We start from the raw sequence: 26,324 nt of genomic DNA on the forward strand, positions 1-26,324 counted from the left end.
CATATTATTATATGTGTCAATATAATAAATATTAATTTGTCAGTGAGGGAAGAATATGCTCTTCAAGTATTGTTTCTGGTAACTGTGTTCGTTTACTATTATAATTTCCAGCAGTAATAACACATACTACTTTTAATTTGGGAACGATAACTATGTATTGTCCACCATTACCTCGAGCTTCAATAGAAGTATAATGTTGGTTTTCTCTGTTATAACTATGATGCCACCACAAGTAACCATATTCATTTTTGTTTTTAACATTATCAAGTTGATGATATTTTTTTACTGATTTTTTAATCCATGCTTTAGAGATTATTTGGTCTCCATTCCATTTTCCTTGTTGTAAATATAATTGCCCAAATTTTACCATGTCTCTTGGAGTTAAATAGATACCACCGGCAAAATAAGGTTGGCCTGTGAGATCCTTTTGCACAGCATAGTTTTGAATATTCAAAGGTTTAAATAAATATTGATCCATATATAACTGTATTGGAGTAGGAGATACCTTTTGTAAAATAATACCCAATAAAAATGGATTTGCAGAACCATACTGCGCCTTGGTTCCAGGGGGATACACCATAGGAGCAGATAGTACAGTTTGTAGCCAGTTGGGAGAGTTCTGATACGTTTGCTCAGAAGCTTTAGAACTAACATCTAAACCAGAACTCATGGTTAATAAGTCTTTTATAGTAATTAGTGACTTTAGACTATCTTTTGTGCTTTGATATTGTTTAGGAATATATTGGTAAAGTAATTGATTTTCATTTTTTAATAACCCCTTATCTATAGCAATTCCCGTAATTGCAGAAGTAATACTTTTTGAAGCAGATCTTTGATCATGAGGTGTTTGAGAAGTATATCCGTTAAAGTACTGTTCGTACACCATATTACCGTTTTTAGAAACAAGTATGCTATGAATATTAGGAAGTTTGTTTGACAAAATGTCGTTTTCTAATCGTTTTAGTGGTAAGTTATTTTTTACTTTGGTTTGTAGTGAGTTTAGATTTGGATACTGCCATTCTTTGCTTGATTTTTTAAGTTGAACAGAAGTAATCACCTTGTTTAATAGGAGTATATTTAAATTAATCGTATTTTTTGATAAGCTTCCTTTAAAATGTAAACCAGTTCTAAAATCTTGAAAACTTATAATGTTATTTTGTTTCTGAGCATTCATGCACCAAGTACCAGCAAACCTTTTGTCTCCAAAAAAAGGATAGGCGTCAAAAGAACCCTTATGAATATTTTCTATACTTAGAAAAATTGCTTTTGAAAGAAGCTTTTCTAATAAAAAGATATTCCATTTACCACTATAGGTATTATTTTCATTTTTGGTAAGTGTTACATGATAAAAATAGATTCCAGAGCTAATAAATCCGTTAATTTCAGATCCGTTTTTCTCCATCATTCCACTAAAAAAAGTAGTTTCATTAAGAGCAAACTCAATTGTTTTTTTGCTTGAAGAAATTATGTTTTTCTGTATGCTGAAATCTTGGTTAGATATAGAAAGCTTATATTTTCTATTACCAAGTACTTCCAAAGAAACATCAAAATTAAATATATGTTCATGTTTAAAAGTTCCTTCCCAATGTCCTTCATAATCTTTTATGTTGGTTTGAGCGTAGGTAAACGTGTTGGTTAATAGTAGAAAATAACAAAATTGTAGTATTAAAAGTCTCATAATTATATATTTATAAATACAAAGATGTATGAACTGTAATGCTTAAAATTGTAAATTATTAACCTTCTGAATAATTTTAGAAATTTTTAAAGGGGATTGCTGATATATTCTTTTAAAGGAATTGATAAAGTGACTCTGATCAAAAAAACCACATTCATAACATATCTCAGTCATAGATAATTTATTTTGTGCGATTAGAATTAGTGCTTTGTTCACTTTTTGAGTCCTAATATAATTTCCAATAGTTGAATTGAAGTATTGAGGAAACTTACGAGATAGGTATACAGGATGTATGTTTAACAGAGTAGCCAATTCATTTAAACTAAGAGATGCTATTTCCTTAGAATGTAAAATATCTCTGAGTTGTAATACCCATAAAGGAGGTTTTTTATGAAGCGTGTTGTTTTGTTCTTGTGAAAAATCAAGGGAACCGCTCAGAAGCATTTCAATACTTAAGAAGCTTTCAGTGTCTTGAATTTTAGATTCAATAAAAATTTTATTTATGAATTGTTTAACTAGTGGATTAAGGATATGAATACTCCCTTGATTTTTTTCAAATGGGAGATGATTGTTTTCAAACCAATCAGGGCTAATTTCAATATGGAAGCCTCTTGTATATTTAGGAGGTTTAGTATTAAAGTGAGCATCTTGCCAATTATGAAAAACTAAATCACCGGGAGAAAGATAATATCCTTCTTTTTTGTTTTCTTCATATACTTCTCCTTGTAAAATATAGGTAAAATAGGGCGTTTCGTGATAATGCCAATCCACTTTATCATGAATATATTCAGTATCTGTTATACAGATTCCGTTGTATATTACTTTTTGATAATGGTTTCCGAAGAAATTACCTTTAGTTAGTTTCATCATAAGTTTTCAAACTCATTTATACCTATTAAACAATCGTTTAATATGAAGACGAGGTAGTCATGAGTTTGTAACTATGAGTTCTTTATTTCGTATAAAACACAATTTTCCAGTTTAGGAAACTCTTTTAGTAAAGGATGTGTAAATTCTTTTGTTTTTGTCATTCCAATCTTTTCCATGACTGTAATAGACGGAATGTTGATAGCAGGAGCAACAGATACTATTTCTTTAATTTTTAGTGTCTTAAAAGCATGTTTTAAACAAGCCTTAGCACCTTCGGTGGCGTACCCTTTTCCCCAATGGCGAGGATGTAATCTCCAACCAATATCTATAGAAGGGTTAAAATCTATCTCGTAGGTCTGTTCAGATAAACCTATAAATCCAATAAATTCTTTCGTTTCTATAGTTTCAACAGCAAAATAACAGAAGTTGTTTTTATCAAATTGTTCTCGCATTCGTTGAATAAAAGCTTTTGCTTGATTCTTTGTTTGAGTAGAAGGGAAGTAACGCATTACCTCTTCATTAGAATTAAGCTCGAATAACTCATCAATATCTGAAGTTTTCCAGTTTCTAAAGCCTAATCGATCTGATGTAAAAAGATAGTTTTCCATAGAGGCAAAATTAAGAATCCTACTTATAAATCATCAGTAAAATGTTTACGAGTTTTTTGCTCAGAAAACTTCTCTTGATTATATGCTTTTGAATTGTTTTTAGGAATGGATAATGAGTTCCAAGTGTCATTTTTAAGTAGTTTTCCTAAAAAAACAATTTGACCTATATGGTATGGATAATGGCATATTTGTCGGTTAATAGCTTCAGTTACGGTATGCCCTTGATTTCTTATATAGATAATACGTTCTAAATCTTCATCTTTTAAAGATTGAATAGTATTTAGAAAAATATTCCATCCTTTTTCCCAATATGTCAATACTTCTTCTCTAGAGGCAAATGTGTTAATAAACTCGTCATCTCTATTTCTCCATTCCTTTTCTCCATCCTCTGTGAAAAAATTAGTCCATCTAGAAAGCATGTTTCCAGCAATATGTTTAGCTATAATAGCAATGGAGTTACTTTCTTTATTCACTTGATGAAAAAGTTGTTCATCACTAAGCTGACTAAAAGTTTGATCACCTAAACCTTTATAATAGATAATTTGTTTGTATACACTATTTAAATAAGAATTTTCCATAAAAAAAGAACTGTTTTTTAAACAGCTCTAATTTACAATATTTTGTAATGATATTATTTCGGAATAAATTCTAAAGCTACCCCATTAATACAATGTCTTTGCCCGGTGGTATTTCTTGGACCATCATCAAAAGAATGTCCCAGATGACCACCACAAGTATTACATTTTAACTCGGTACGAGCATATCCAATCTTATAATCAACATCAAATTCAACATTTCCTTTTATTTCTCTATCAAAAGATGGCCAACCTGAACGAGAATCGTATTTGTGTTCAGATTTATATAATGGAGTTTTACAACCTGCACATACATAAATCCCTTTTTTATAGTTTTTATTAAGTGGACTTGTGAATGGACGTTCGGTACCAGCTTCTCTTAAAACATAATATTGCTTAGGAGTTAAAGCTTTTTTCCATTCTTCATTGGTTTTGGTTATCTTATATTTTTTAGTGCTTTCTTTTTTTGAAGATTGAGCAGAAATAGAAAAACATGTTGATAAAAATAGAACCGATAAAACTAAAAATTTGTTCATTCGTTTTTGGTGATAAAATTTACAATTCTAGAAGTAACTCCTTGATCACGTAAAATTTTAGTATGACCTAAACCCCTTGTAACAAAAAGACTTCCTTTTTGTAAATTTTGACGAATACTCACGGCATTACTTACAAGAACATCACCATCATTTGAATCATGAACAACTAAAGTTGGTATATCAACCTTTTTTGCAACGACGCTAGAAGCGTGTAAATCAATATCTCTGTCCCATTTTTTATCAAACAAATTCTTCATTTTTTTTGCAATCAATGGTTGTAGCTTTAGATTGTTAGTGAAATTTAAAAGAATATCAGATATTTTATCTCCAGAACCTACCGTGACTAATTTTTTAATGGCAAAGCCTTCTGAAACAGCGTTGTATAAGCACATGCCTCCAAAAGAATGTCCAATTGCCGCTTCAAACGGGCCAAACTGCTTATCAATTTTGGTAATGGTATCTAAAAATTCTGGCATGGCAGTGGTTTTTCCGGTAGACTTTCCATGAGCAGGTCCATCAAAAGAAATAACCATATATCCTTTTTCTAAAAGCTTATCAGCAAGCATATACATTTGTGTGCTTCTTCCAGCCCATCCATGAACTAGTAAAACTTTCTTTGTAGAATATCCATAAGAAAGTACCTGAACGTTTTTTTTAATAGTATCTATGGTGATGGTTTGTTTTTGAGCACTTTCAAACATAACATGTTCTCTTTTGGGAACAGGAAATGAAATAGGAGTAATAAATAGTTTTGCTCCAAATTTGGTAACCAAATTGTTAGAAAAAAACTGAAGTGTTTTTGCTAAAAATATAATGGGTCTTGGAATTGATAAACTTTGAGGAAAAAGAGAAGTGCTTTTAAGATTCATGTCTTATCATTTTTATGATAAAGATAGAATTTGTAACTTTAATGGCATAATGATTTATTCAATTTTGTGACGTAATCATTAAAAGAGTGTCTAAAAAGATATACAACACAATATACCGACAATAAAGATGAAAAGATTAATTGCATTAGCATGTGTTACTGTATTGTTTATTCAATGTAGTACAGTGCCTATTACAGGAAGAAAACGAATTAATATAGTAAGTGATGCTCAGGTATTGCCAGCAAGTTTTGCACAGTACAAGGGGTTTTTAGAGAAAAACAAACTTTCTTCGAATACTGCAAAAACAAATCAAATTAAAAGAGTTGGTAAGAGAATTTCAGGTGCTGTTGATAGGTTTATGAGAGCTAATGGAATGAAAGCTGAAGCTGATGCTTATAGATGGGAGTTTAATTTAGTAGAAGATAAAACAGTAAATGCTTGGTGTATGCCTGGTGGTAAAGTAGTTTTTTATACGGGTATTTTACCAATATGTGCCAATGAAGATGGAGTAGCAGCTGTGATGGGGCATGAAGTTGCACATGCCTTTGCTAAACACGGTCAAGAACGTATGACCTCAGCATATGGACAGCAGTTAGGAGGTATTGCAGTAGCTTTAGGAACTCAAAATAAGAAAAATGCACAACTTTGGAATATGGCATATGGTATAGGATCTCAAGTAGGAATGTTAGCGTTTAGTAGAACCCATGAAACCGAAGCTGACAAATTAGGTTTAGTATTTATGCTAATGGCAGGTTATAATGGAGAAGAAGCAGCTGAAGTATGGGTACGAATGAGTCAACGTGCTGGAGGTAAAAGTGGTCCACCAGAGTTTTTAAGTACACACCCTTCAAATGAAAGAAGAATTCAAACCTTAAAGGCATATTTACCAGAGGCAAAACGTTTAGCAGCTAAGTACAATGTACCTGCCAAACAATAAGTAATAATAAAAAACATAAAAAAACACCTAATGAAAATTAGGTGTTTTTTATGTTATATAGATAGATTGAAGTATTACTTTATAAAGTTAATTTTACGCATACGTAAACTTTCTGGAGTAACTTCTAAATACTCATCAGGTCTAATGTACTCCATACACTCTTCTAAAGAAAAGTCAATTTTTGGAGCAATTTTTACACCATCATCAGAACCAGAGGCACGTACGTTGGTTAACTTTTTACCTTTGATTAGGTTTACAGCTAAATCATCTTGTTTAGAATTCTCTCCAACTACTTGACCTTTATAGATTTCTTGGTTTGGATCAATGAAGAACTTACCTCTATCTTGTAAACGATCAATTGCATACGCGGTTGCTTTACCAGTTTCAGAAGAAACAATAGCTCCTTTTAAATCTTCAGAGAAATCACCTTTATAAGGACCATATTCACTAAATCTATGGTTGATGATTGCCTGACCAGCGGTAGCAGTTAATATTTTATTACGTAAACCAATTAATCCTCTTGAAGGAATAGTAAACTCTAAGTGTTGTAAATCACCTTTAGGTTCCATCACTAATAAATCTCCTTTTCTAAGAGATACTAAATTGATAGCTTTAGAAGCAACATCCTCTGGAACATCTATAGATAATGTTTCATATGGCTCACATTTCACACCATCAATTTCTTTTAAAATTACTTGCGGACGACCTACTTGTAATTCATATCCTTCACGACGCATTGTTTCTATTAAAACAGATAAGTGTAATACTCCACGTCCGAAAACGTTAAATTTATCTTCTGTATCAGTTTCATCAACACGCAAAGCTAAATTCTTTTCCATCTCTTTAAATAAGCGATCACGTAAGTGACGAGAGGTAACATACTTACCTTCTTTTCCAAAGAAAGGAGAGTTGTTAATAGTAAATAACATACTCATGGTAGGTTGATCTACTTCAATTCTTGGTAATGCTTCTGGATTTTCAATATCAGCAATAGTATCACCAATTTCAAAATCATCAATACCTGTTACTGCACAAATATCTCCACTACGTACTTTGTCTGTTTCAGCTTTACCCATTCCTTCAAAAACGTGTAACTCTTTAATACGTACTTTTTTCGTAGTTCCATCTGCCTTACAAAGCATATAATCTTTGTTTTTCTCTAAATCTCCACGGTAAACACGACCAATGGCAATTCTTCCTTTAAAAGAAGAATAATCTAAAGAAGTAATTTGCATTTGGGGAGTTCCTTCACGATATGGAGCTTCAGGAATAGTTTCTAAAACTGCATCTAATAAAGGAATGATATTGTCTGTTGGCTCTTGCCAATCAGTACTCATCCAACCATTTTTAGCCGAACCATAAATGGTTGTAAAGTCTAATTGCTCTTCTGTTGCTTCTAAAGCAAACATTAAATCGAATACTTTTTCATGAACTAAATCAGGAGTACAATTCTCTTTATCTACTTTATTTACAACTACAATAGGAGTTAAACCTAATTCAATAGCCTTACCTAAAACAAAACGCGTTTGTGGCATTGGCCCTTCAAAAGCATCAACTAATAATAAAACACCATCAGCCATCTTTAATACACGTTCAACCTCTCCACCAAAATCGGCGTGCCCAGGTGTATCAATTACGTTGATTTTTACATCTTTATAATTTACAGATACATTCTTAGAAAGAATAGTAATTCCTCTTTCACGCTCTAAGTCATTATTATCTAATAATAAGTCGGTACGTTCTTTACGTTCGTCTAAGATTTTAGCCTGATCTATAATCTTATCAACCAAGGTAGTTTTTCCGTGGTCAACGTGTGCTATAATAGCGATGTTTCTAATTGATTGCATTTTGCTCATTTTTGAAGCTGCAAAATTAGTATTTTAAAAATGAATAAAATAAGGAAGTTGAATTATTTTTCTTCTTCTAATTCATTATCATCTTCACGAAAAGCACTTGGAAGTATATCTGGAATTAATTTTATCAATAAAGGAAGTAATAATGCGCCTCCAGGAAGCATAAAAACTGTAAAAGCAGGTATTGCTTTACAAATATCTAATAGTTGATGTTTAATCTTGTCTTTTTCTTCACTAGAAAGAGAAGTTGACATTGATTTTTTAATCAAAAATACCAACTCCTTACTTTCTTGAAGTTCTTTAGCTAATCTCTTTTTGTTTTTTTGAATAGCTTCTTTTATTTCATCAACTGTATTCATTACAGCTTACGACGTTTTTTTTCTGTTTTTAATAAATTTAATTCTCTAGAAGTTTGTCCTGCAACAGAAGTATTTTCTTCTGCTCTACGAATTAAGTAAGGCATCACATCACGCACAGGACCAAAAGGTACATATTTAGCAACATTATAACCTTGTTGTGCTAAGTTAAAGCTAATATGGTCACTCATACCATATAATTGACCAAACCACATACGAGTATCGTTTGAAGATACTTTATATTCATTAGCCAGCTCCATTAATAAATAAGAGCTTTCTTCATTATGAGTCCCAGCAAAAATGGCCATATTCTTATGTTCCATCATAAAACGAATAGCTTCGTTATAATTATCATCCGTAGCCTGTTTGTCTTTACAAATAGGAGATTCGTACCCATGTTCTTCAGCTCTAGCACGCTCTTTTTCCATGTAGGCACCTCGAACAACTTTCATACCAATATGATATCCTTTTTGATGAGCTCTTTGATACAATCCTTTTAAATACTCCATTCGATCATGGCGATACATTTGAAGTGTATTAAAAACAATAGCTTTATCTTTATTATATAACTCCATTAATTCTTCTATCAAATCATCAGCTGCATCTTGCATCCAGCTTTCTTCTGCATCAATCAACAAAGGAACATCTTTTTCAACGGCAGCTTTACAAACCACATGATAACGTTCAACAACCTTTTCCCATTCTTTTTGTTCCTCATCTGTAAACGAATTACCTTCCGTTAGTTTTTGATAAAGTGCAAAGCGACCAAATCCAGTTGGTTTAAAAACAGCAAAAGGAATTGAATTTTTCTCTTTAGCAAATTCAATGGTTTTTAAGGTCATACGTAAAGCATCGTCAAATTGTGCTTCGTCTTCTTTACCTTCGACAGAATAATCTAAGATACTATGTACGTTACCTTTTTCATACATTTTTTCTATATTCGGTAAACAGTCATCCTCAGTAACTCCTCCACAAAAATGATCAAATACCGTAGAACGAATTAATCCCTCAACAGGCAAATGGGCCTTTAGTGCAAAATTAGTAACCGCAGTTCCTATTCTTACCATAGGCTGATTTTGAATCATTTTAAATAAAAAATATGCACGTTCCAGTTCGGAATCTGACTTTAATTTAAAAGCTATTTCTGTGTTATCAAAAAGTTTCATTTCCCTTTGAAAATTATTTAGTTGTTTCGTGACAAATATAAATGACAGAGGTCAAATAATTTGATTTTTTCTCATTATTTTCGCTTTTAAATTTTTTAAGAAATGACAACTATTCAGGCAGCCACTTATCCAATTCATTTTGAAGGTAAAGCGTACAATGAATTATCTAAATTAATAAACCAAAATAACTACTCATCATTATTCATATTGGTTGATGATAATACACTTGAATATTGTTATCCTAGATTTATTCAATTACTAGAAACTGAGAAGACCATAGAAGTTATTCAAATAGCAGCAGGAGAAGTACATAAAAATATTGAAACCTGTGTAGGTGTATGGAATGCTATGACAGAATTGGGAGCAGATAGAAAAAGTTTGTTAATCACTTTGGGAGGAGGAGTTATTACAGATTTAGGAGGATTTGTGGCCTCTACATTTAAAAGAGGAATAGACTTTGTTAATATTCCGACAACCTTACTGAGTATGGTTGATGCTTCTGTTGGAGGAAAAACCGGAGTGGATTTAGGAGTACTTAAAAATCAAATAGGAGTTTTTGCGAATCCAGAACTTATTGTTCTAGATCCAGAATATTTACATACCGTAACTCCTCGAGAAATAAGATCTGGTTCTGCTGAGATTATTAAATATGGAATGACACATGATGTCCGATTGTTTAATGAAATTAAAGACAACCCGGATTTAAACATTGTCGATTTGATTCATCGTTCTATTGAAATAAAGAATGAAGTAGTCTTAGAAGATCCGAAGGAAAAGGGGGTTCGTAAAGTTTTAAACTGGGGACATACAATGGGACATGCGGTAGAATCTTATTTTTTAGAAAGTGAAGAAAAAGAAGCCTTAACACATGGAGAAGCCATTGCTATTGGTATGATATGTGAAGCTTATATCTCAAATAAAGAATTAGGTTTTTCAGAAGATAAGGTAGAAGACATAAAAAAGAGTTTAAAACAAATTTTTGGAATTGCTCCAATAACTCAGGAGGATTACAGTGCTATTTTGGCATATTTGATTCATGATAAAAAGAACGTAGGAGGGAAGATCAATTTTGTATTGTTAAATGATTACGAAGATTTTAAATTGAATTGCACTACAACGCAAGAAACTATTGTGGAGAGTTTAGCATACTATACAAGTTAATTCAACAAAAGAATATAGAAAATTAAAAGTCGGCAAATTTGCCGACTTTTAATTTTTATGTAATGGACTAATGATTTCTACATCGCTAAAGGCAATAGCGCCTCTAACAACACCATCAATGGTACTCTTTAAAGCTTCAATGAGTTGCATTTTTAATTGCGATTTATGATATATCAAGCTTACTTCTCTCGCTGGTGATGGAGCCTCAAAATTTCTTAAATGCTTCTTGTCACTTTCATTCAAGTCAAGCGTATTTAAATACGGTAATAAGGTCATTCCTAAACCATCTTTAGAAAGTTTTATCAAAGTATCAAAACTCCCACTTTCTAATTGAAAATGTTGTTTAGAACTCGCTTTATTAGTTCTACATAGATTAATTACACTGTCTTTAAAACAATGTCCATCTTCTAATAATAAAATATCATCAATTTCTAAATCATCAATTTCTATTTTACTTTTTTGAAATAGAGGATGCTCTTCTGGAATCAATCCTACAAAAGGTTCATAATATAAAACACGTTCTTTAATTGCTTCATTTTCTAGAGGAGTAGCGGCCAAAGCTGCATCAATATGTCCATCCATTAGTTTTCTTACAATTTCTTCTGTGGTAAGCTCTTCAATAATAAGTTTAACTTTTGGATAGTTTTTATTAAATGTTTTTAAAAACATAGGTAGTAGAGTAGGCATAACAGTTGGTATTATACCTAGTTTAAACTCTCCGCCAATGTATCCTTTTTGTTGATGAACAATATCAACAATGCGATTACTTTCATCAACAATTACTTTTGCTTGTTCTATTATTTTTTTTCCAACTTCAGTAAGTTCAATTGGCTTTTTTGAGCGGTTAAAAATTTTGGCGTCTAGTTCTTCTTCCAATTTTTGTATTTGCATACTTAATGTAGGCTGAGTAACAAAACAGTGCTCTGCTGCAATGGTGAAATTTTTGTATTCTGCCACAGCAAGAGTATACTTAAGTTGAGTAATGGTCATTCTATAATAATTTTCGATAAAGATATTAAAACTATCAATAACGGTTATAGTTTTTTGGTTTAATATTCAATTAATTTTGTTTGTGATAATATTAACAATAACATTACAATATAAGATGAATACAACGGTTTTAGGATTAGATAAAGAACAATCAGAAAAACTTATTAACGAATTAAATTTGTTATTAGCCAATTTTCAAGTATATTACCAAAATCTAAGAGGTGTGCACTGGAATATCAAAGGAAAGAATTTTTTTGAATTACATGTAAAGTTTGAAGAATTATATACAGATGCACAAGAAAAAGTAGATTTAATCGCTGAAAGAATATTAACTTTACAGGGAACTCCTTTACACACTTTTGAAGACTATGTGCGTCTATCTAAAGTAAAAGTAGGTAAAGATGTTACGAACGACGAAGAGTCGGTAAAATTAGTGGTAAATTCGATTAGCGAATTATTAAAAGTAGAACGTGAAATTCTTGATTTGTCAGATGAGGCTAATGATGAAGGAACAAATTCAATGATGAGCGATTTTATTTCTGAACAAGAAAAAACGTTATGGATGATGAACGCTTGGCTAAGCTAAATCACCATGTTTTTAGGGGAATTATAGCAGCGTAGCAATACGCTGCTTTTTTTTGTTTGTAACATTTATTTTAAAGAATCGTCAAACAAGAAAATCTAAAACCTAACCAATGAAAAAACTATTCTCCTTTGCATTACTCTTACTTGTAGTTACAAGTACTAGTTTTGCCCAATCTTTAGAAAACAAGATAGATAAAATTCTTAATGAACAGTTTAAGGAAAATGAAACAGGTATTTCTGTGTTAGTTGCCAAAAAAGGTAAAGTTGTATATCGAAAAGCCTTTGGTAAATCTAATTTAGAATTGGATGTAAATATGACTCCAGAAAATGTTTTTGAAGTAGGATCTATTACAAAACAGTTTACGGCAGTAGCAATTTTAATGCTTGTTGAAGAGGGTAAGTTAAGCTTACAAGATGATATCACTAAGTTTATACCAGATTATCCTACCAAAGGAAATAAGATAACAGTACATCATTTGTTAACCCATACTTCTGGAATTAAAAGTTATACTTCAATGCAAAAATTTGGTGAAGTAGCAACTATAGACAAAGAGCCTTTAAAATTTATAGATTTCTTTAAAAATGAACCTATGGATTTTAATCCAGGAGAAAAATATAAATACAATAACTCTGGATATTTTATTCTTGGATATATAGTAGAAAAAGTAAGTGGAATAAGCTATCCAAAATTTTTAGAAGAAAGAATTTTTAAGAAATTGAATATGAATGCTTCATATTATGGAAGTCATAGAAAGCTGATTAAAAATAGAGCATCTGGATATCAAAAAAGAAATGGAACTTACTCGAACGCTAGATACATCAGTTTAACACTTCCGTATGCTGCAGGATCAATTATGTCTAATGTAGATGATATGTTAAAATGGCAAATAGCAATTTCTAAGAATACTTTACTAAAAAAAGAAACTTTAGATATAGCATTTACGAATTATACATTGAATAATGGAGAAAAAATAAACTACGGCTATGGTTGGAGTTTAGATGAATTAAATGATGTTGCTACTATTGAACATGGTGGTGCAATTCCAGGATATTTATCGATGGGGGTATATGTTCCTAGTCATGATGTGTATGTAATAGCATTTTCTAATTGTGGATGTAAACGACCTACGAATTTAGCTTTAGAAATAACTGCGTTAACTATTGGGAAACCTATGTTTAATGAAACCAATAAAGTGACTCTGTCAAAAGAAGCATTGAATAAATGGGTAGGAACTTATGAGTTTGATAATGGAGCAATTCGATATATAACCTTAGAAGGAGAACAACTGTATAGTAAACGTGACGGAAGTTCACAAAAGTTTAAAATTTTTCCAACTTCAGTGAATGAATTTTCTTTTGAAGATGGATTAATTTCATATGTTTTTTCAGAAAAAGAAGGAAAAAAGAGGGTACTTTTCAAAAATAGAATAAATAAAGAGAAAGGCATTTTTAGTACTAAAAAGGCACCTAAAGAGAAAGAAGAAATTAAGGTTGCCGCTAATGTTTTAAAAAAATATGAAGGAAAGTATGAACTAACACCTGGTTTTGTAATTACGATAACAGCAAAAGAACAACAACTGTTTGCACAAGCAACAGGACAACCACAGTTTGAGCTGTTTGCAGAATCGCCAACGAAATTTTTCCTTAAAGTAGTTGCTGCCAGTGTAGAATTTCATCAAGATGAGCAGGGAAATACCAATGCTTTGACTTTGTTTCAAGGAGGGAGAGAAATGAAAGCTAAAAAGCAATAACTTCTACAACAGGTACTTAATCAGTATTCGAATACTTACAAAGGCAATCAATATAGCGGTTGCCTTTTTTAATTGAATTGGAGTAAACAATTTATTACTTAATCTACTACCAATTTGTCCACCAATTAACACCGTTACCAATAAGATTGAAGTTAAGTTCCAGTCAATGGTAAATGTCGGATTGGTATATTGACCAATTAAACCACTTATAGAGTTAACCAAAATAAAAAAACTAGCTGTTGCCGCTATCTTTTTGGGCGAATCCCAGTTTGTAAGATGTAATAATGGTGCTAAAAAAATACCACCTCCAATACCTACCATACCAGATATAAAACCAATGACACCTCCGTATGCCGCATTCTTTTGAATATTAATTTCTTTAGATGCGGTTATTTTTTTTGATAACCACATGGTAATCGCGGCAAAAAGTAGAGTAATGCCTAAAAGAACAAAGAAGAATGTTTCGCTAATTTTTAGAAAGCCGCCAATAAAGGCTAATGGAATACTAAATACGACTAGAGGAATTACTTTTCTCCAGTTGTATTGCTTTTGCTGAACGTATAAAAAAACGTTTCCTGAAACTACTATGATATTGCACAGTAATGCAGTAGAACGTATTTGAGTATATGCAATTCCGGTTAATGCTAAAACTGCTAAATAACTCGAGCCACCTCCAAAACCAACAGAAGAATAAAGTAATGCAATAATAAAAAACAATGAAATTATAAACCAATGCTGAATGATAGTTTCGAAAAGAAAAAATAGCCCCATATAAATCAAATATAAATATTAATCGGGAATCTTATGTTGTTCGTATAAAAAAGATTGATACATAAAAAAAAAAAGAGTAGTTTAGTCAAAACTAAAATCAAACTACCGCTTAAATGAGTAACTATCATATTAAAAACTTGGAAGAATATTTTCAAGTTTATCGTAAGTCAGTTAGAAATCCAGAAATGTTTTGGGAAGAAATTGCCGAAGAGCATTTTGTTTGGAGAAAACGATGGAATAAAGTATTAGACTATGATTTTTCAAAACCTGAAGTAAAATGGTTTGAAGGAGCGCAATTGAATATCACTGAAAATTGTATTGATAGGCACTTGCAAATTAGGGGAGATAAAACAGCCATTTTATTTGAACCTAACAATCCAGAAGAAGCTGCAAGTCATATTACTTATAATGAATTGCACGAACGAGTTTGTAAGTTTGCCAATGTGTTAAAAGAAAATGGAATCCAAAAAGGAGATCGAGTTTGTATTTATCTACCCATGATTCCTGAATTAGCTATTTCTGTTCTGGCCTGTGCTCGAATAGGGGCAATTCATTCTGTAGTTTTTGCAGGGTTTTCTTCAACGGCACTAGCAACAAGAATAAACGATTGCGAAGCAAAAATGGTAATTACTTCAGATGGTTCTTATAGAGGAGCAAAAACAATTGATTTAAAAGGAATTGTAGATGAAGCTTTGGAAAGCTGTACATGTGTAGATACTGTTTTAGTGGCAAAAAGAATTAATTCTGATATTCAGTTGGTTAATGGAAGAGATCTATGGTTACAGCCTTTGTTGGATAAAGCTTCACCAAGTTGCGAACCAGAAATCATGGAAGCAGAAGATCCGTTGTTCATTTTATATACTTCAGGATCAACTGGAAGTCCCAAAGGAATGATGCATACTACGGCCGGTTATATGATTTATACTGCTTACACGTTTAAGAATGTGTTTAATTATAAAGAAAATGATGTGTATTGGTGTACTGCGGATATTGGTTGGATTACAGGGCATAGTTATATTGTATACGGACCTTTAGCAAACGGTGCAACTACTGTAATGTTTGAAGGAGTACCAAGTTATCCAGATTATGGACGTTTTTGGGAAATTGTTGAAAAACATAAAATCAATCAATTTTATACTGCACCAACGGCTATTAGAGCCTTGGCTAAAGAAAAATTAGAATTTGTAGACAAATATGATCTATCTTCTTTAAAAGTATTAGGTACCGTGGGAGAACCTATTAATGAAGAGGCATGGCATTGGTATAACGACAATGTAGGAAAAAAGAAATCACCAATTGTAGATACTTGGTGGCAAACAGAAACAGGGGGGATGATGATTTCTCCAATACCATATACAACACCAACAAAACCAACCTATGCTACATTACCTTTACCAGGAATTCAATTGGCTTTAATGGATGAAAATGGAGTAGAAGTGCAAGGTAATCAAGTAGATGGTCGTTTATGTGTGAAATTTCCTTGGCCTTCAATGGCAAGAACTATTTGGGGAAATCACCAACGTTACAAAGACACGTATTTTTCAGCTTTTGAAAACAAATATTTTACAGGAGATGGTGCTTTAAGAGATGAAGTAGGTTATTATAGAATTACGGGTAGAGTAGATGATGTAATTATTGTATCTGGACACAATTTAGGTACAGCACCAATTGAAGATGCTATTAATGAACATCCTGCCGTGGCAGAGAGTGCCATTGTTGGTTTTCCTCACGACATTAAAGGAAATGCATTGTATGGATATGTAATATTAAAAGATGTTGGAGAAGGGAGAAATCACGATAATTTGAGAAAAGAAATAAATCAAATTATTACAGAACACATAGGACCAATAGCGAAATTAGATAAAATTCAATTTACCGTCGGATTGCCTAAAACCCGTTCTGGAAAGATCATGAGACGTATTTTACGTAAAATTGCTCATAATGAATTGGGTAATTTAGGAGATGTATCCACCCTTTTAAATCCAGAGGTAGTTCAAAGTATCATTGATAATAAATTGTAATATGAAAATTTTAAAGTTAGTTGTACTATTCATTAGTTTCAACCTTTGTGGTCAATCAATTCAAATTAAAAATATAAAGGATTTTGAATTGAGTAATGCAGGCACCTTAACTGCAAATGATAACGTAGGCTATTATACATTTTATACTTCTAAAAAAGAAGTAGGAAAAAAGAAAAAGGAAGGAATACTTTCATTTTTTAATAAGGACTTAAAGGAAGTTACCAAAGTCAATTTTTTGTTAGATAATAAAACAAATAGATTAATTGAGGTAAAAAATAATGGAACTAATGTTGCTGTTTCGTTGTATAATAAAGAAACTAAAAATTTAACTTATACTTTTTACGACTTTGAAGGAAAGAAGTTAGCATTTGAATATATAATTCCTTACAAAAAACAGACATTTGCGATGGGCTATTATAAGGAAATTCAAAAAATGGAAGAATGGATTTTGAATTATCCAGTAACAAATAAAGGATTTTTGTTTTCTGAAACCATTAAAAAGAAAAGATGGGGATATCGATTTAGCTTTGTTGATGGTACTGAAAAAAAATGGACTTATGATTCACCAGCAGATATAAATAATAGAGTACAAGCTGCTCCAATATATTCGGATGAAAATAAGATTATCATTGTTGAGAAAATTTGGGGAAGTAATTTTGACAGACAACCAGATTTAAGAACAGTTGTATTGGATATTAATACAGGAAAAGAAGACTTTTCTGTTGCTATCGATTATGAAAAAGCACCGAAGTTTTATACAGAAGGAATGGTAGCTAATGATGGAAGAGTAGTTTTGTTTGGAGAATATTACAAAAAAGGACATAAATTCCATTCAAATAGTTATAATGAAGGATATTTTATTGAAATATACTCTAAAGAAGGAGAGAAGTTATCGAGTCAATTGTTGAGCTATAGAAATAATCCAGAATTTAGAAAGTATTTAGAAATTGAAGATCAAGCAAAACAAAAGAAATTTGGGTCTATATACTTTTATGATATTGTAGAGAAAGAAGATAAGTTTTTGATCATTGGAGAACGATTTGTAAGAGATGTACAAGGATTTTCAACTGGAAAAGCAATTGTTTCTGCTTCTTTCGGAATGTTAGGGCAAGAGAATTGGTCATCAAAATATACTTTGGGAGATTTGGTTGTGTTAGAAGTTGATAAAGATGCCGTACTAACCAATTTTTATAAAATAACAAAAGACAAAGCCCCTTCAGGATTGAATAGTATGAATAAATGGCCATTGATGAATTTACGTCATATGCAAAACGAATACAACGTAGATTATATGTATCAAGAAGAACAAAACGGTGTTTTAAAAGTTGTTTCAAAGAATAGAAAAGTTGAAAAAGTAGGGAAAGAGGAAAAGTTAAACTATGCCGTTTATAAGTATCATTTTGATGGAAATACGGTAAAAAAGGAAAATACCATTCCTTTTCAGGTAGCGAAAGAAGAACAATATCGATTGATAAGAGGAAAAGAGAATGTATTACTCCTCAAGTATACAGATGAAAATGGGATAACTTTATCAATTATAAAGTAAATAAAAAAGGAGAAAGCTAAACATTCTCCTTTTTTATTATAAAAATCCTTTTTCTTTGGCGACTAATATTAAGTCTCTATCTCCTGAGTTATCAACACCAAATACACGGGTTATTTGGCTCTTTCTTTTTTGGATAGCAGCCAAGGATAGTGGAATTTGATTTGGTAAATCTTTTATTTTAGTACCAATGGAAAGTTCGTATAAAATTTTTCTATCTACATCATCCAAGAAATACTCGTGCGAAACTTGATTTCTCAACATTTTCATAACCGTTTTACTATAGTATGGAGGATCTGATAAAACCTCTTTAATCGCCATAACCAATTCTGCAGGAGTAATATCATTCTTAACTAAAAAACCATCAGGATTTACGTTTTTCAGAATACTATGTACTCTGTAATTATCATTAAAAGTAGTAGAAATAATTATTCTAGATTCAGGAAGTTTCTCGTTAATTAATAAGCCTAAATCTTCTCCTGAGAGTAATTTTCCATCTTTAGAAGGGGGAAGACTAATGTCTAAGAAGATAATATCAACCTTTTGATTGGCTGCAGAAAAATCTTCTACAATACTACGTGCATCGTCACAGTTACTGGCTACATTGATTTGAAAAGAACATTCTTCATGCTGACTTTCAATAAAGGCAAAGGCACTTTTGTAAGCTGCTGAGATTAACGGATGATCGTCTATGATAAGAGCGCAATACTTTTTATTTTCCATCGATTGTTTGCAAAGGTGTTTTAATGGTAAGAGTAGTACCTTGATTTTCTTTAGATTGTATTTCTAAAGTACTCCCAATTTTTGCTACTCTCGAATTAATATTTTTGATACCAATTCCCTTTTTCTTCTTTTCAGTATTAAAACCAACTCCGTCATCTTGTAACGAAATGATTAGCTCTTTTTTCTTTATTGAAAGGTCTAAGATAACATTTTTTGCCTTAGCATGCTTAATAATGTTTTGCAAAGCCTCCTGAATAATACGATATAGGTTGGCTTTGGTTACTTCATTAATATTTTTCCAAACAATATTTTTGTCAAAATTGAATTGATACTCAAACGAACCTATAACGCTTTTATCTTTTAATAATTGTTCTATAATATTGGTAAAGTTTACACTAGCATCATCAAAATTATCGCTTAATTTATGAGAAACGTCTCTAATTTCCTTTTCAATATCTTGTAATTCATCTAAAAAAGCTTGGTGTTGCTGTTGTGTATCAGGTTGCATGCCCATGGCTAAAAAACCAAGATTTACACGGGTACCAAACAGCTTACCCAAAATACCATCATGCAACTCTGCAGAAATACGATTACGCTCATTTACGCGCTCTTCTTCAAGTTTGGCTTGTTGTTGTAAAGTTAAGATATATACTTCTTCATTGGCCCTTTGCTGTTCTGCTTCTAAGCGTAGCTTTTCATTTCGTACTTTTTGTACACGTAAAAAGTACAATAAGCTTACAATTAATATTCCGCCAATACTGGTTACAATAATCCAAATACGTTGTTGATTCAAACGTTCGGTTTCGGCAATATATTCATCCGTTTCAAATTCAATTCGGGTAAATTTATTTTGGACTTTTCGCTCAGCGCTAATTAAACTATCATTGAATTCTATGTATCTGTCATAGTGCTTTTTATAGTTTTTAGTATCTAAGTTGGCCAATTGTTTTAGTGTAGTTAAATAATCAGCTCCATTTTTAATTGTTTTTGCTAGGCTATTAGCTTCTTTAGCATACTTTATAGCATTGGTAGTGTCTTTAATAAATTTATAGTAGTCAGAAATGTGAATTTTACTTGTAACTATACCTACTTTGTTTTTTAAGCTATCTCTAATAAATAATGCTTTAAAAAAATCCTTTTTTACATTAGTTGTGTCATTCATGAGTAATTTACAATATGCTCTGTTATGAATTACAATAGCATATTGTTTTTTAGTTAAGTTCTTACTCAATTCTATATTAAAGTTTTGCATTGCTTCAATATAGAGTCCTTTTTCGGTTAAACTTTTTCCTATATTATTATTAGTAGCATAATAGATTTTATTCTCTATTATTTTATCTCTATAAATAATTGACTTGTTAAAGTAATAGATAGATTTATCATATTCTTTTATATCTTGTTGGAGCAACCCTAAATGATTATAAGCAGAATATAGTCTTCTAAAATTTTGCAATTTTTTAAAAATCTTAATAGCTTCAAAAGTTAAAATTTCACTTCCAATATAATCTCTATATCTACCTTTGATAAATGCCATGGCATAGAGCATTCTGGCCATTTCATATTCTTTATTGAGTAGTTTAAAATGTTTATAAGCTTCATTATAGTGAGCATATGATTTATCATAAACTTCGGTTTCATTATAAAAATCGGCATAACTCCAATGAGTATCAGCAATGGTAAAAGTATCTTTTACTCGTAGTGCGTATAAATGAGCCTTTTCATTGAGTTCTAAAAATTTAATTGTATCGTTTAGTCTATAATATTGATAAGCTATTTCACTTAATCTTTTAGAATAGTCTTCATTGAACTTTAAGGTATTTAAGCATTTTGAAAGATAAAACTTTCTTTTATAAAGTGGTAAATGTTTTTGTTTAGACTGTTTAATCCAAAGCTGAATGCTGTCTTTTTCAACAAGACGAGATTCAAATTGTTCAACAACAGAGTTTGCACCTAAAGAGGAATTGATTAGAAATAGGAAAAAAAGTTTTACTAGAAGTCGCAAGTCTAAAATTTTAGACAAATCTAAAGAAAAAGCCCTTAACATTTGTTAAGGACTTTAGATTGATATGATTATTCACCTTTACCAGTTCCTCCATCACCATCTCCACTACCTCCGGTATCTTCACTACCAGTAGATCCGTCGTTGTTGGTATTGGGATCACCGTTGTCAGTAGTATCTGTAGGGTCACCATTTCCAGGCTCATTACTTCTACTAGTAACTAGTTCAGTGTTTTCTTTTGTGTTTGGTACTAAATCTTCAGTTAAATCGGTACAACTTGTTGCTAATACCATTAACATGCTCATGATTAGAATAGTTTTTAAAGTTCTCATAATTCAATTTTTAAAAGTTTGACAATAATTTCCCATGCCGCATTTTGCAGCATATTGTTGATTAATAAATGTTGGTTTGTACTCCTCAAGGCTTAAGTTGAGGCATAGTCCATCCAGCCCGATAAAATCAGGTGGTTTGTAGAATTAAATTGATCATAACTATCAATTTATGAAGACTCGTAACTACCAAGGCCTATTGAGTACAGGCTTCAGGAAATTCTACATTGTCTTAAATAAGGAAGCGTTTCAATTTTTTTTTTCTGGGATAACGCTAGTTGATTTTTATTCTAAACTACATTTAAATTGGGTAGTTTAGAAGGTAAAATTAGTAAGCGTTTCTTTTGAGTGAGTAAACGTCCTTTTTCGTTTAGAATGTGCAATTTTAATTTTTTCATCTTTTTTCAATTTTGTTCTATTAATATAAGAAAAATTAATGAATTTTCCAAATTTTCTTTAACTTTTTTTTAACGTTTTGCGTCGAGACAAAAAAAAGACATCTTAGTAAAATTAAGATGCCTTTGTATATTATATTAATAGTTAATGTTGCGCTAACAAATCATTAAAAATCGCGGTATACTAAAAACATCCTCACACACTCCCATGCTCGACTTAACTCCTCTAATTGGTAAGCTTCTCATATAAGTGTTTTCTAAATTAAATTCCATAATCGTTGTTTTTATATCTTAATTGTTGATGGTACAAATATATGATTTTTTTAGATATATACCAAGAAAAATACGAGTTATTTAACTGATTTTCAATTAGTTAAGTTGTTTTTAGGTAATAGGGTAGCTGCCCGAAATTAATCAGGTAAAGTAGGAGAGGTTGAACTATTTGTAGCTCAATGGTTTACGGTTTAAACTTTTCAAAGTCTTCTATGTTTATTTTAGCTTAACATTTTTATTTAAAAATTAAAAAAAAGCGTCCAAATTTAAATTTGGACGCTTTGACTATACTTTATTTAGTAATTATATTCTTTATAATTATTAAAAACTCACATATAACGTCCGTTTCCGACCAGAAGCAGTAATAGCCCCGCGGAACTTGCAAAGAGATACTTCTCTCCAAGATTGTGATTGCATATGTAAATTGTTCGTTTTCATTTAGACAACGAATATACGAAAAAAGTTAGAATCCTATGACTTTTCTCATTTTCAAAAAATAAAACAATTAATTTTTACGGAAAAGCATAAAAAGTAAGTGTTTCACCTACTAAAAGTAAGTGAAACACTTACCAACCTATAAAATAGAGGTTATATTTTTGACATGGTTAAAAAATTAAAGCCTTAGCAATAAGGTCGAAAAGTTTCTAAAGCTTTTTGTCGCTCGGGAAAATAGATATGAAAAGAAAACAAAATGAAGGTTTTACTCTAACCAAAGTAAAAACGAAACTAAACGTCTGTAGGGGGACGTTTTTTTTTATACCGTATTTAAATGTTAATTAAAATTGTAATCTATGTTTTTTATTTGTTAACTAACTTTTTATTCGGCGCTTAAGCTAACAATAAAAAAGTTTGATTTATAGTTGGTTAGGTTTTTTAGGTTTAGAATTGAAATTTATGTTGACTTAACTTTCTTAACTATTTGATGAATGCTTTTTAATATTGGAATAAAATTTAGTTAACCTTACTAGTGTTGTTTTGCAGATGTAAAAAGAAACGAAAACTACAAAATTAACACAATGAAACACTTATTAAGATTAGCAGTAACTACAGCTTGTTTATCAATCGTATTAGCTGGTTGTGAATCTTCTGAAGAATCACCAAAGAACAACGGTAAAAGTATCGAGTTAAAGGCACATTCGAAAACACCAAACTTTTTAAAATTAGAAACTGCTTTTTCTGGAGTTAAAGTATACCCACTCTTATCCTCAGAAGACCAGTTAGAAGATACACCAAACTTTGTATACGGTTCTATGGCAGATGGAGCAGGTTTGTTAGCGGAGAATGACGGATCTTTTACATTAATTAATAATATAGAAGCAGATTATGCAATTGCACGTATTAAATTAGATAAAACATTTAAACCAGTAGCGGGAGAATACATTGTAAATGCTTTAGCAACGGCTGCTACAGCACAATGTTCTGGTTCTTTAATAACACCTGAAGAGCATGGATTTGGGCCATTATACTTATCAGGAGGAGAATGGGGAGGAGCTTCTAAAGGAGTATTTGTGACAGATCCCTATAAAAAAGTAAGTTTTGAAACTGCTTCAAAAGGAAATGATATGAAAGCATCGGCGAGTACTGCTAGAATGCTAACAGCGATGGGACAATGGTCTACAGAAAATGCGGTAGCTATTGGTAAGGATGCCTATGCTGGAAAAACAGTAGTATTTATTGGAGATGATCATTCAGATAATGAAGTGCCTTCTGGTCAATTAGGAATGTATGTAGGAAATAGAGGTGATTTAGAAGGAGGAAAGTTATACGGATTAAAAGTAACTGATGCTGGTATCACTTATGAAATGGATATGGAAGAAGGTACCTCATATAATGCTTCTTTTGTTGAGTTAACAGAGAAAAATATTGATTTATTAGATGCAGAGGCAAAAGCGAAAGGAGTAATGGGATTCTCTAGGTTAGAAGATATCGATTGGAGAAGAGGTGCTGCAAGTAATAACCGTGAAATCTATTTTTGTGTTACCGGGCGTAAAAAAGATGGTTTGGTAGGTAAAGGAACTGTTTATGGTCGTATTTACAAAGTAGAGTTAAACGCAACGAATCCAACTGGTGAAGCTAAAATTACTTGTGTTTTAGATGGAGATAAATTAGATGGAAAGGCCAAGGCATTTCATAGCCCAGATAACATCTTAGTAACTGAAAACTATGCTTATATTCAAGAGGATCCTAATGGGTACTTTGATGGAGATAAAAATCACTATGCAAGCTTATATCAATATAACTTAAATACAGGTGAGTTAAAGAAAGTATTAGAATGTAATCAAACAATGGCAGCTGCACAGAATTATGGAAATACCTCTAAAGCATGGGAAATTACAGGGATGATCGATATTTCTGAAACTATTGGTAAAGACAAAACATTCTTATTAATTACACAAAACCATGGATGGGAGCCTGCAGATGGTAGCGCTTTTACAGATCCAACAGCTAATTTGGTAGATGGTTCAAGAAAGGAAGGAAGCCAGTTATATGTAATTCAAGGTTTAGACAGATAATGAGGTACCTATATTTTAAACGTATAAAGGCACATGGTATCATGTGTCTTTTTCTAGTATTTATAATTGGGTGCAATAATGTTAAAAAAGAACCCTACACGAAAAAGAAAGAGGTTTCAAAACTTGGGGCATTACAATCGTATTATACTATACATCTAGAGAAATGTATAGATGCATTACAAAAATTAAAAATAACGGAAGAAATCAATCAACAACAAGATTATTATAAGTTGGCAAGACATGAGTTTAAGTTAGTAGAACCTATCTTAGCTTATGTAGATAAAGAAAATTATAAGAGTTTAAATGCTCCAAACATTTTAAAAGTTGAAGAAGAAGATGCAACCGATATTAAAGTTAGAAATCCTTTTGGCTTTCAGGTAATTGAAGAAACAATTTTTGGAGAGGAGGAGTTCAATGAAGAAGACCTCAAGAAGATTGTTTTAAAAACAATCAATCGCTTACAATTAGTAACGGTCAATAATACGTTGTATCTAAAAGAGTATCATATTTTATGGCTATTAAGAGATGCAGTTGCAAGGGTTTCTTTATTAGGACTTACAGGTTTTGATTCACCAGTTCTCGAGCAATCGCTTGAAGAGGCTCAAACTAATTATGAAACAGTACAATTTATATTGCAACAATATAAATCTAATTTTACCAATAAGGAATTGTTCAAAAAATGGGTTAAAGAATTGAATACAACAAAGCAAGTGTTGAAAGGAGACTTTAACTCATTTAATCGTTATCAATTCATAAAGAGTCAGGTACATCATCAATTAGTATTATTAAAAGAAACAGCTAATGATTGGAAGGTATCTTTTCCATTAACTATGGCTTTTAACAATAATATTACATCATTGTTTTCAAAAGAGACGTTTAATATTGGTTTCTTTTCAGATTATCACCATCGAGAGAAAAATAATTTTGATGAAAAAGTAGCTTTAGGAAAAAAACTCTTTAATGACAAGCGTTTGTCTAGAGGGGAAAAAATGAGTTGTGCCACGTGTCATAGCAAAGAATTGGCGTTTACAGATGGGAAAATTGCTTTTGAAAATCAAACTAGAAATTCACCTACCTTGACTTATGCATCTTTACAGAAAGCTTTTTTTCATGACGGTAGGGCAGGAAGTTTAGAAGGTCAAATTGTTGGAGTAGTGAATAACAAAGATGAATTTCATAGTGATTTAAATAAACTGGAGATTGTAGTTAAAAAGGATAGTGTATATAAAGATAAATTTGAAACCTTGTATGGAAAAGTAACAGATTTTACCATACGAAATGCAATTGCTAACTATATACGAACATTAAACACCTTTAATTCTAAGTTTGATAAAAATATAAATGGGAAGGAGCGTACTTTAACGAACAATGAGATCAATGGGTTTAACCTGTTTACGGGAAAAGCTAAATGTGCAACCTGTCATTTCCCACCAGTCTTTAATGGAACGGTGCCTCCGAATTATTCTGAAAGTGAATTGGAATCAATTGGAGTTCCTAATTTAAAGCAGAATCAATTAGATAGTGATTTAGGAAGATATAACTTGTTTAAAACGGAAGAGCGTAAACATTTCTTTAAAACCCCTACGGTTAGAAATAGTGAAAAGACAGGGCCTTATATGCATAATGGAACCTATCAAACCTTAGAAGAAGTGGTCGATTTTTACAATAAAGGAGGAGGAATAGGACTAGGGTTTCATTTAGAAAATCAGACATTACCGTCAGATAAACTCAATTTGTCTGTACAGGAAATAGCTGATATTGTTTCTTTTATGGAAAGTTTAACGGATAAGTACTAGAACTTGTAATAACTGTGTTAAAAACT

At 31.5% G+C, this 26,324-nt stretch carries 22 protein-coding genes; 8 read left to right on the plus strand and 14 right to left on the minus strand.

Annotated elements, in window-relative coordinates; translation table 11 throughout:
* Window positions 1–31 precede the first annotated feature (31 nt).
* The 6 genes from ABNT22_RS09170 to ABNT22_RS09195 form a co-directional block, all read right to left on the minus strand.
* A complete protein-coding gene (locus ABNT22_RS09170) occupies window positions 32–1,678 on the minus strand; it encodes a serine hydrolase (protein ID WP_348717351.1) in 1,647 nt (548 codons plus the stop codon).
* Window positions 1,679–1,720: 42 nt separating this feature from the next.
* Entirely contained in the window at window positions 1,721–2,548 is an 828-nt protein-coding gene (locus ABNT22_RS09175; protein ID WP_348717349.1) for a helix-turn-helix transcriptional regulator, read from the minus strand.
* A gap of 71 nt (window positions 2,549–2,619) precedes the next feature.
* Window positions 2,620–3,156 carry a GNAT family N-acetyltransferase gene (locus ABNT22_RS09180; RefSeq protein WP_348717347.1) on the minus strand — a complete coding sequence of 179 codons (537 nt, stop codon included), beginning with the start codon at window positions 3,154–3,156 and terminating at the stop codon, window positions 2,620–2,622.
* A gap of 23 nt (window positions 3,157–3,179) precedes the next feature.
* On the minus strand, window positions 3,180–3,734 hold the full coding sequence (locus ABNT22_RS09185; RefSeq protein ID WP_348717345.1) for a DUF1572 family protein: 555 nt from the start codon (window positions 3,732–3,734) through the stop codon (window positions 3,180–3,182).
* A gap of 53 nt (window positions 3,735–3,787) precedes the next feature.
* The gene (gene msrB / locus ABNT22_RS09190) at window positions 3,788–4,267 is read right to left on the minus strand and encodes a peptide-methionine (R)-S-oxide reductase MsrB (RefSeq protein ID WP_348717343.1); all 480 of its coding nucleotides are present in this window, start codon (window positions 4,265–4,267) and stop codon (window positions 3,788–3,790) included.
* Entirely contained in the window at window positions 4,264–5,136 is an 873-nt protein-coding gene (locus ABNT22_RS09195) for an alpha/beta hydrolase (RefSeq protein ID WP_348717341.1), read from the minus strand. Before ABNT22_RS09195 ends, msrB begins: the two co-directional genes overlap by 4 nt.
* Window positions 5,137–5,263: 127 nt before the next feature.
* Between ABNT22_RS09195 and ABNT22_RS09200 the strand changes: the two genes are divergently transcribed.
* Window positions 5,264–6,073 (plus strand): M48 family metallopeptidase, encoded by an 810-nt coding sequence (locus ABNT22_RS09200; RefSeq protein ID WP_348717339.1) that lies wholly within the window; start codon window positions 5,264–5,266, stop codon window positions 6,071–6,073.
* A 74-nt stretch (window positions 6,074–6,147) separates the two neighbouring features.
* Here the strand turns inward: ABNT22_RS09200 and typA are convergent, their stop codons facing one another.
* The 3 genes from typA to ABNT22_RS09215 all read right to left on the minus strand — a co-directional run bounded on the left by typA (window position 6,148) and on the right by ABNT22_RS09215 (window position 9,448).
* On the minus strand, window positions 6,148–7,920 hold the full coding sequence (gene typA, locus ABNT22_RS09205; protein WP_348717337.1) for a translational GTPase TypA: 1,773 nt from the start codon (window positions 7,918–7,920) through the stop codon (window positions 6,148–6,150).
* A 62-nt stretch (window positions 7,921–7,982) separates the two neighbouring features.
* Window positions 7,983–8,285, minus strand: coding sequence for an LETM1 domain-containing protein (locus ABNT22_RS09210; protein WP_348717336.1), 303 nt, complete (start codon window positions 8,283–8,285; stop codon window positions 7,983–7,985).
* Entirely contained in the window at window positions 8,285–9,448 is a 1,164-nt protein-coding gene (locus ABNT22_RS09215) for a proline dehydrogenase family protein (protein ID WP_348717334.1), read from the minus strand. Before ABNT22_RS09215 ends, ABNT22_RS09210 begins: the two co-directional genes overlap by 1 nt.
* Before the next feature lie 102 nt (window positions 9,449–9,550).
* Between ABNT22_RS09215 and aroB the strand changes: the two genes are divergently transcribed.
* A complete protein-coding gene (gene aroB / locus ABNT22_RS09220) occupies window positions 9,551–10,609 on the plus strand; it encodes a 3-dehydroquinate synthase (RefSeq protein WP_348717332.1) in 1,059 nt (352 codons plus the stop codon).
* 48 nt (window positions 10,610–10,657) lie between these two features.
* On the opposite strand, the gene ABNT22_RS09225 is transcribed toward aroB, so the two are convergent.
* The gene (locus ABNT22_RS09225) at window positions 10,658–11,599 is read right to left on the minus strand and encodes a hydrogen peroxide-inducible genes activator (RefSeq protein ID WP_348717330.1); all 942 of its coding nucleotides are present in this window, start codon (window positions 11,597–11,599) and stop codon (window positions 10,658–10,660) included.
* Between the two features lie 115 nt (window positions 11,600–11,714).
* On the opposite strand from ABNT22_RS09225, the gene ABNT22_RS09230 reads away from it, so the two are divergent.
* Together ABNT22_RS09230 and ABNT22_RS09235 are read left to right on the plus strand one after the other, a co-directional pair.
* On the plus strand, window positions 11,715–12,185 hold the full coding sequence (locus ABNT22_RS09230; RefSeq protein WP_348717328.1) for a Dps family protein: 471 nt from the start codon (window positions 11,715–11,717) through the stop codon (window positions 12,183–12,185).
* Window positions 12,186–12,294: 109 nt separating this feature from the next.
* Window positions 12,295–13,935, plus strand: a complete 1,641-nt coding sequence (locus ABNT22_RS09235; protein ID WP_348717327.1) for a serine hydrolase — start codon at window positions 12,295–12,297, stop codon at window positions 13,933–13,935.
* A 3-nt stretch (window positions 13,936–13,938) separates the two neighbouring features.
* Here ABNT22_RS09235 and ABNT22_RS09240 read toward each other — a convergent pair whose 3' ends face one another.
* A complete protein-coding gene (locus ABNT22_RS09240; RefSeq protein ID WP_348717325.1) occupies window positions 13,939–14,706 on the minus strand; it encodes a sulfite exporter TauE/SafE family protein in 768 nt (255 codons plus the stop codon).
* Between the two features lie 113 nt (window positions 14,707–14,819).
* Between ABNT22_RS09240 and acs the strand changes: the two genes are divergently transcribed.
* Together acs and ABNT22_RS09250 are read left to right on the plus strand one after the other, a co-directional pair.
* The gene (acs, locus tag ABNT22_RS09245) at window positions 14,820–16,727 is read left to right on the plus strand and encodes an acetate--CoA ligase (RefSeq protein ID WP_348717323.1); all 1,908 of its coding nucleotides are present in this window, start codon (window positions 14,820–14,822) and stop codon (window positions 16,725–16,727) included.
* A 1-nt stretch (window position 16,728) separates the two neighbouring features.
* Window positions 16,729–18,273 carry a DUF6770 family protein gene (locus ABNT22_RS09250; protein WP_348717321.1) on the plus strand — a complete coding sequence of 515 codons (1,545 nt, stop codon included), beginning with the start codon at window positions 16,729–16,731 and terminating at the stop codon, window positions 18,271–18,273.
* Between the two features lie 36 nt (window positions 18,274–18,309).
* Here the strand turns inward: ABNT22_RS09250 and ABNT22_RS09255 are convergent, their stop codons facing one another.
* The 3 genes from ABNT22_RS09255 to ABNT22_RS09265 all read right to left on the minus strand — a co-directional run bounded on the left by ABNT22_RS09255 (window position 18,310) and on the right by ABNT22_RS09265 (window position 21,324).
* Complete coding sequence (locus tag ABNT22_RS09255) at window positions 18,310–18,993, minus strand: response regulator (protein WP_348717319.1); 684 nt, start codon at window positions 18,991–18,993, stop codon at window positions 18,310–18,312.
* A complete protein-coding gene (locus ABNT22_RS09260; RefSeq protein WP_348717317.1) occupies window positions 18,983–20,995 on the minus strand; it encodes an ATP-binding protein in 2,013 nt (670 codons plus the stop codon). Before ABNT22_RS09260 ends, ABNT22_RS09255 begins: the two co-directional genes overlap by 11 nt.
* A 68-nt stretch (window positions 20,996–21,063) precedes the next feature.
* Window positions 21,064–21,324 (minus strand): hypothetical protein, encoded by a 261-nt coding sequence (locus ABNT22_RS09265; RefSeq protein ID WP_348717315.1) that lies wholly within the window; start codon window positions 21,322–21,324, stop codon window positions 21,064–21,066.
* Window positions 21,325–23,005: 1,681 nt separating this feature from the next.
* Here ABNT22_RS09265 and ABNT22_RS09270 point away from each other — a divergent pair.
* A complete protein-coding gene (locus ABNT22_RS09270) occupies window positions 23,006–24,502 on the plus strand; it encodes an alkaline phosphatase PhoX (RefSeq protein ID WP_348717313.1) in 1,497 nt (498 codons plus the stop codon).
* The gene (locus tag ABNT22_RS09275) at window positions 24,502–26,298 is read left to right on the plus strand and encodes a cytochrome-c peroxidase (RefSeq protein WP_348717311.1); all 1,797 of its coding nucleotides are present in this window, start codon (window positions 24,502–24,504) and stop codon (window positions 26,296–26,298) included. Before ABNT22_RS09270 ends, ABNT22_RS09275 begins: the two co-directional genes overlap by 1 nt.
* The last annotated feature ends 26 nt before the right edge of the window (window positions 26,299–26,324 follow it).

The sequence above is a fragment of the Tenacibaculum sp. 190130A14a genome, assembly GCF_964048965.1.
GTDB classification, from domain to species: Bacteria; Bacteroidota; Bacteroidia; order Flavobacteriales; family Flavobacteriaceae; genus Polaribacter; species Polaribacter polynesiense.

What these genes read in the sequence shown, in the direction of transcription:
- ABNT22_RS09170 (WP_348717351.1), bottom strand. Translation starts at nt 1,678, where the DNA reads ATGAGACTTTTAATACTACAATTTTGTTATTTTCTACTATTAACCAAC.
- ABNT22_RS09175 (WP_348717349.1), bottom strand. Translation starts at nt 2,548, where the DNA reads ATGATGAAACTAACTAAAGGTAATTTCTTCGGAAACCATTATCAAAAA.
- ABNT22_RS09180 (WP_348717347.1), bottom strand. Translation starts at nt 3,156, where the DNA reads ATGGAAAACTATCTTTTTACATCAGATCGATTAGGCTTTAGAAACTGG.
- ABNT22_RS09185 (WP_348717345.1), bottom strand. Translation starts at nt 3,734, where the DNA reads ATGGAAAATTCTTATTTAAATAGTGTATACAAACAAATTATCTATTAT.
- msrB (WP_348717343.1), bottom strand. Translation starts at nt 4,267, where the DNA reads ATGAACAAATTTTTAGTTTTATCGGTTCTATTTTTATCAACATGTTTT.
- ABNT22_RS09195 (WP_348717341.1), bottom strand. Translation starts at nt 5,136, where the DNA reads ATGAATCTTAAAAGCACTTCTCTTTTTCCTCAAAGTTTATCAATTCCA.
- ABNT22_RS09200 (WP_348717339.1), top strand. Translation starts at nt 5,264, where the DNA reads ATGAAAAGATTAATTGCATTAGCATGTGTTACTGTATTGTTTATTCAA.
- typA (WP_348717337.1), bottom strand. Translation starts at nt 7,920, where the DNA reads ATGCAATCAATTAGAAACATCGCTATTATAGCACACGTTGACCACGGA.
- ABNT22_RS09210 (WP_348717336.1), bottom strand. Translation starts at nt 8,285, where the DNA reads ATGAATACAGTTGATGAAATAAAAGAAGCTATTCAAAAAAACAAAAAG.
- ABNT22_RS09215 (WP_348717334.1), bottom strand. Translation starts at nt 9,448, where the DNA reads ATGAAACTTTTTGATAACACAGAAATAGCTTTTAAATTAAAGTCAGAT.
- aroB (WP_348717332.1), top strand. Translation starts at nt 9,551, where the DNA reads ATGACAACTATTCAGGCAGCCACTTATCCAATTCATTTTGAAGGTAAA.
- ABNT22_RS09225 (WP_348717330.1), bottom strand. Translation starts at nt 11,599, where the DNA reads ATGACCATTACTCAACTTAAGTATACTCTTGCTGTGGCAGAATACAAA.
- ABNT22_RS09230 (WP_348717328.1), top strand. Translation starts at nt 11,715, where the DNA reads ATGAATACAACGGTTTTAGGATTAGATAAAGAACAATCAGAAAAACTT.
- ABNT22_RS09235 (WP_348717327.1), top strand. Translation starts at nt 12,295, where the DNA reads ATGAAAAAACTATTCTCCTTTGCATTACTCTTACTTGTAGTTACAAGT.
- ABNT22_RS09240 (WP_348717325.1), bottom strand. Translation starts at nt 14,706, where the DNA reads ATGGGGCTATTTTTTCTTTTCGAAACTATCATTCAGCATTGGTTTATA.
- acs (WP_348717323.1), top strand. Translation starts at nt 14,820, where the DNA reads ATGAGTAACTATCATATTAAAAACTTGGAAGAATATTTTCAAGTTTAT.
- ABNT22_RS09250 (WP_348717321.1), top strand. Translation starts at nt 16,729, where the DNA reads ATGAAAATTTTAAAGTTAGTTGTACTATTCATTAGTTTCAACCTTTGT.
- ABNT22_RS09255 (WP_348717319.1), bottom strand. Translation starts at nt 18,993, where the DNA reads ATGGAAAATAAAAAGTATTGCGCTCTTATCATAGACGATCATCCGTTA.
- ABNT22_RS09265 (WP_348717315.1), bottom strand. Translation starts at nt 21,324, where the DNA reads ATGAGAACTTTAAAAACTATTCTAATCATGAGCATGTTAATGGTATTA.
- ABNT22_RS09270 (WP_348717313.1), top strand. Translation starts at nt 23,006, where the DNA reads ATGAAACACTTATTAAGATTAGCAGTAACTACAGCTTGTTTATCAATC.
- ABNT22_RS09275 (WP_348717311.1), top strand. Translation starts at nt 24,502, where the DNA reads ATGAGGTACCTATATTTTAAACGTATAAAGGCACATGGTATCATGTGT.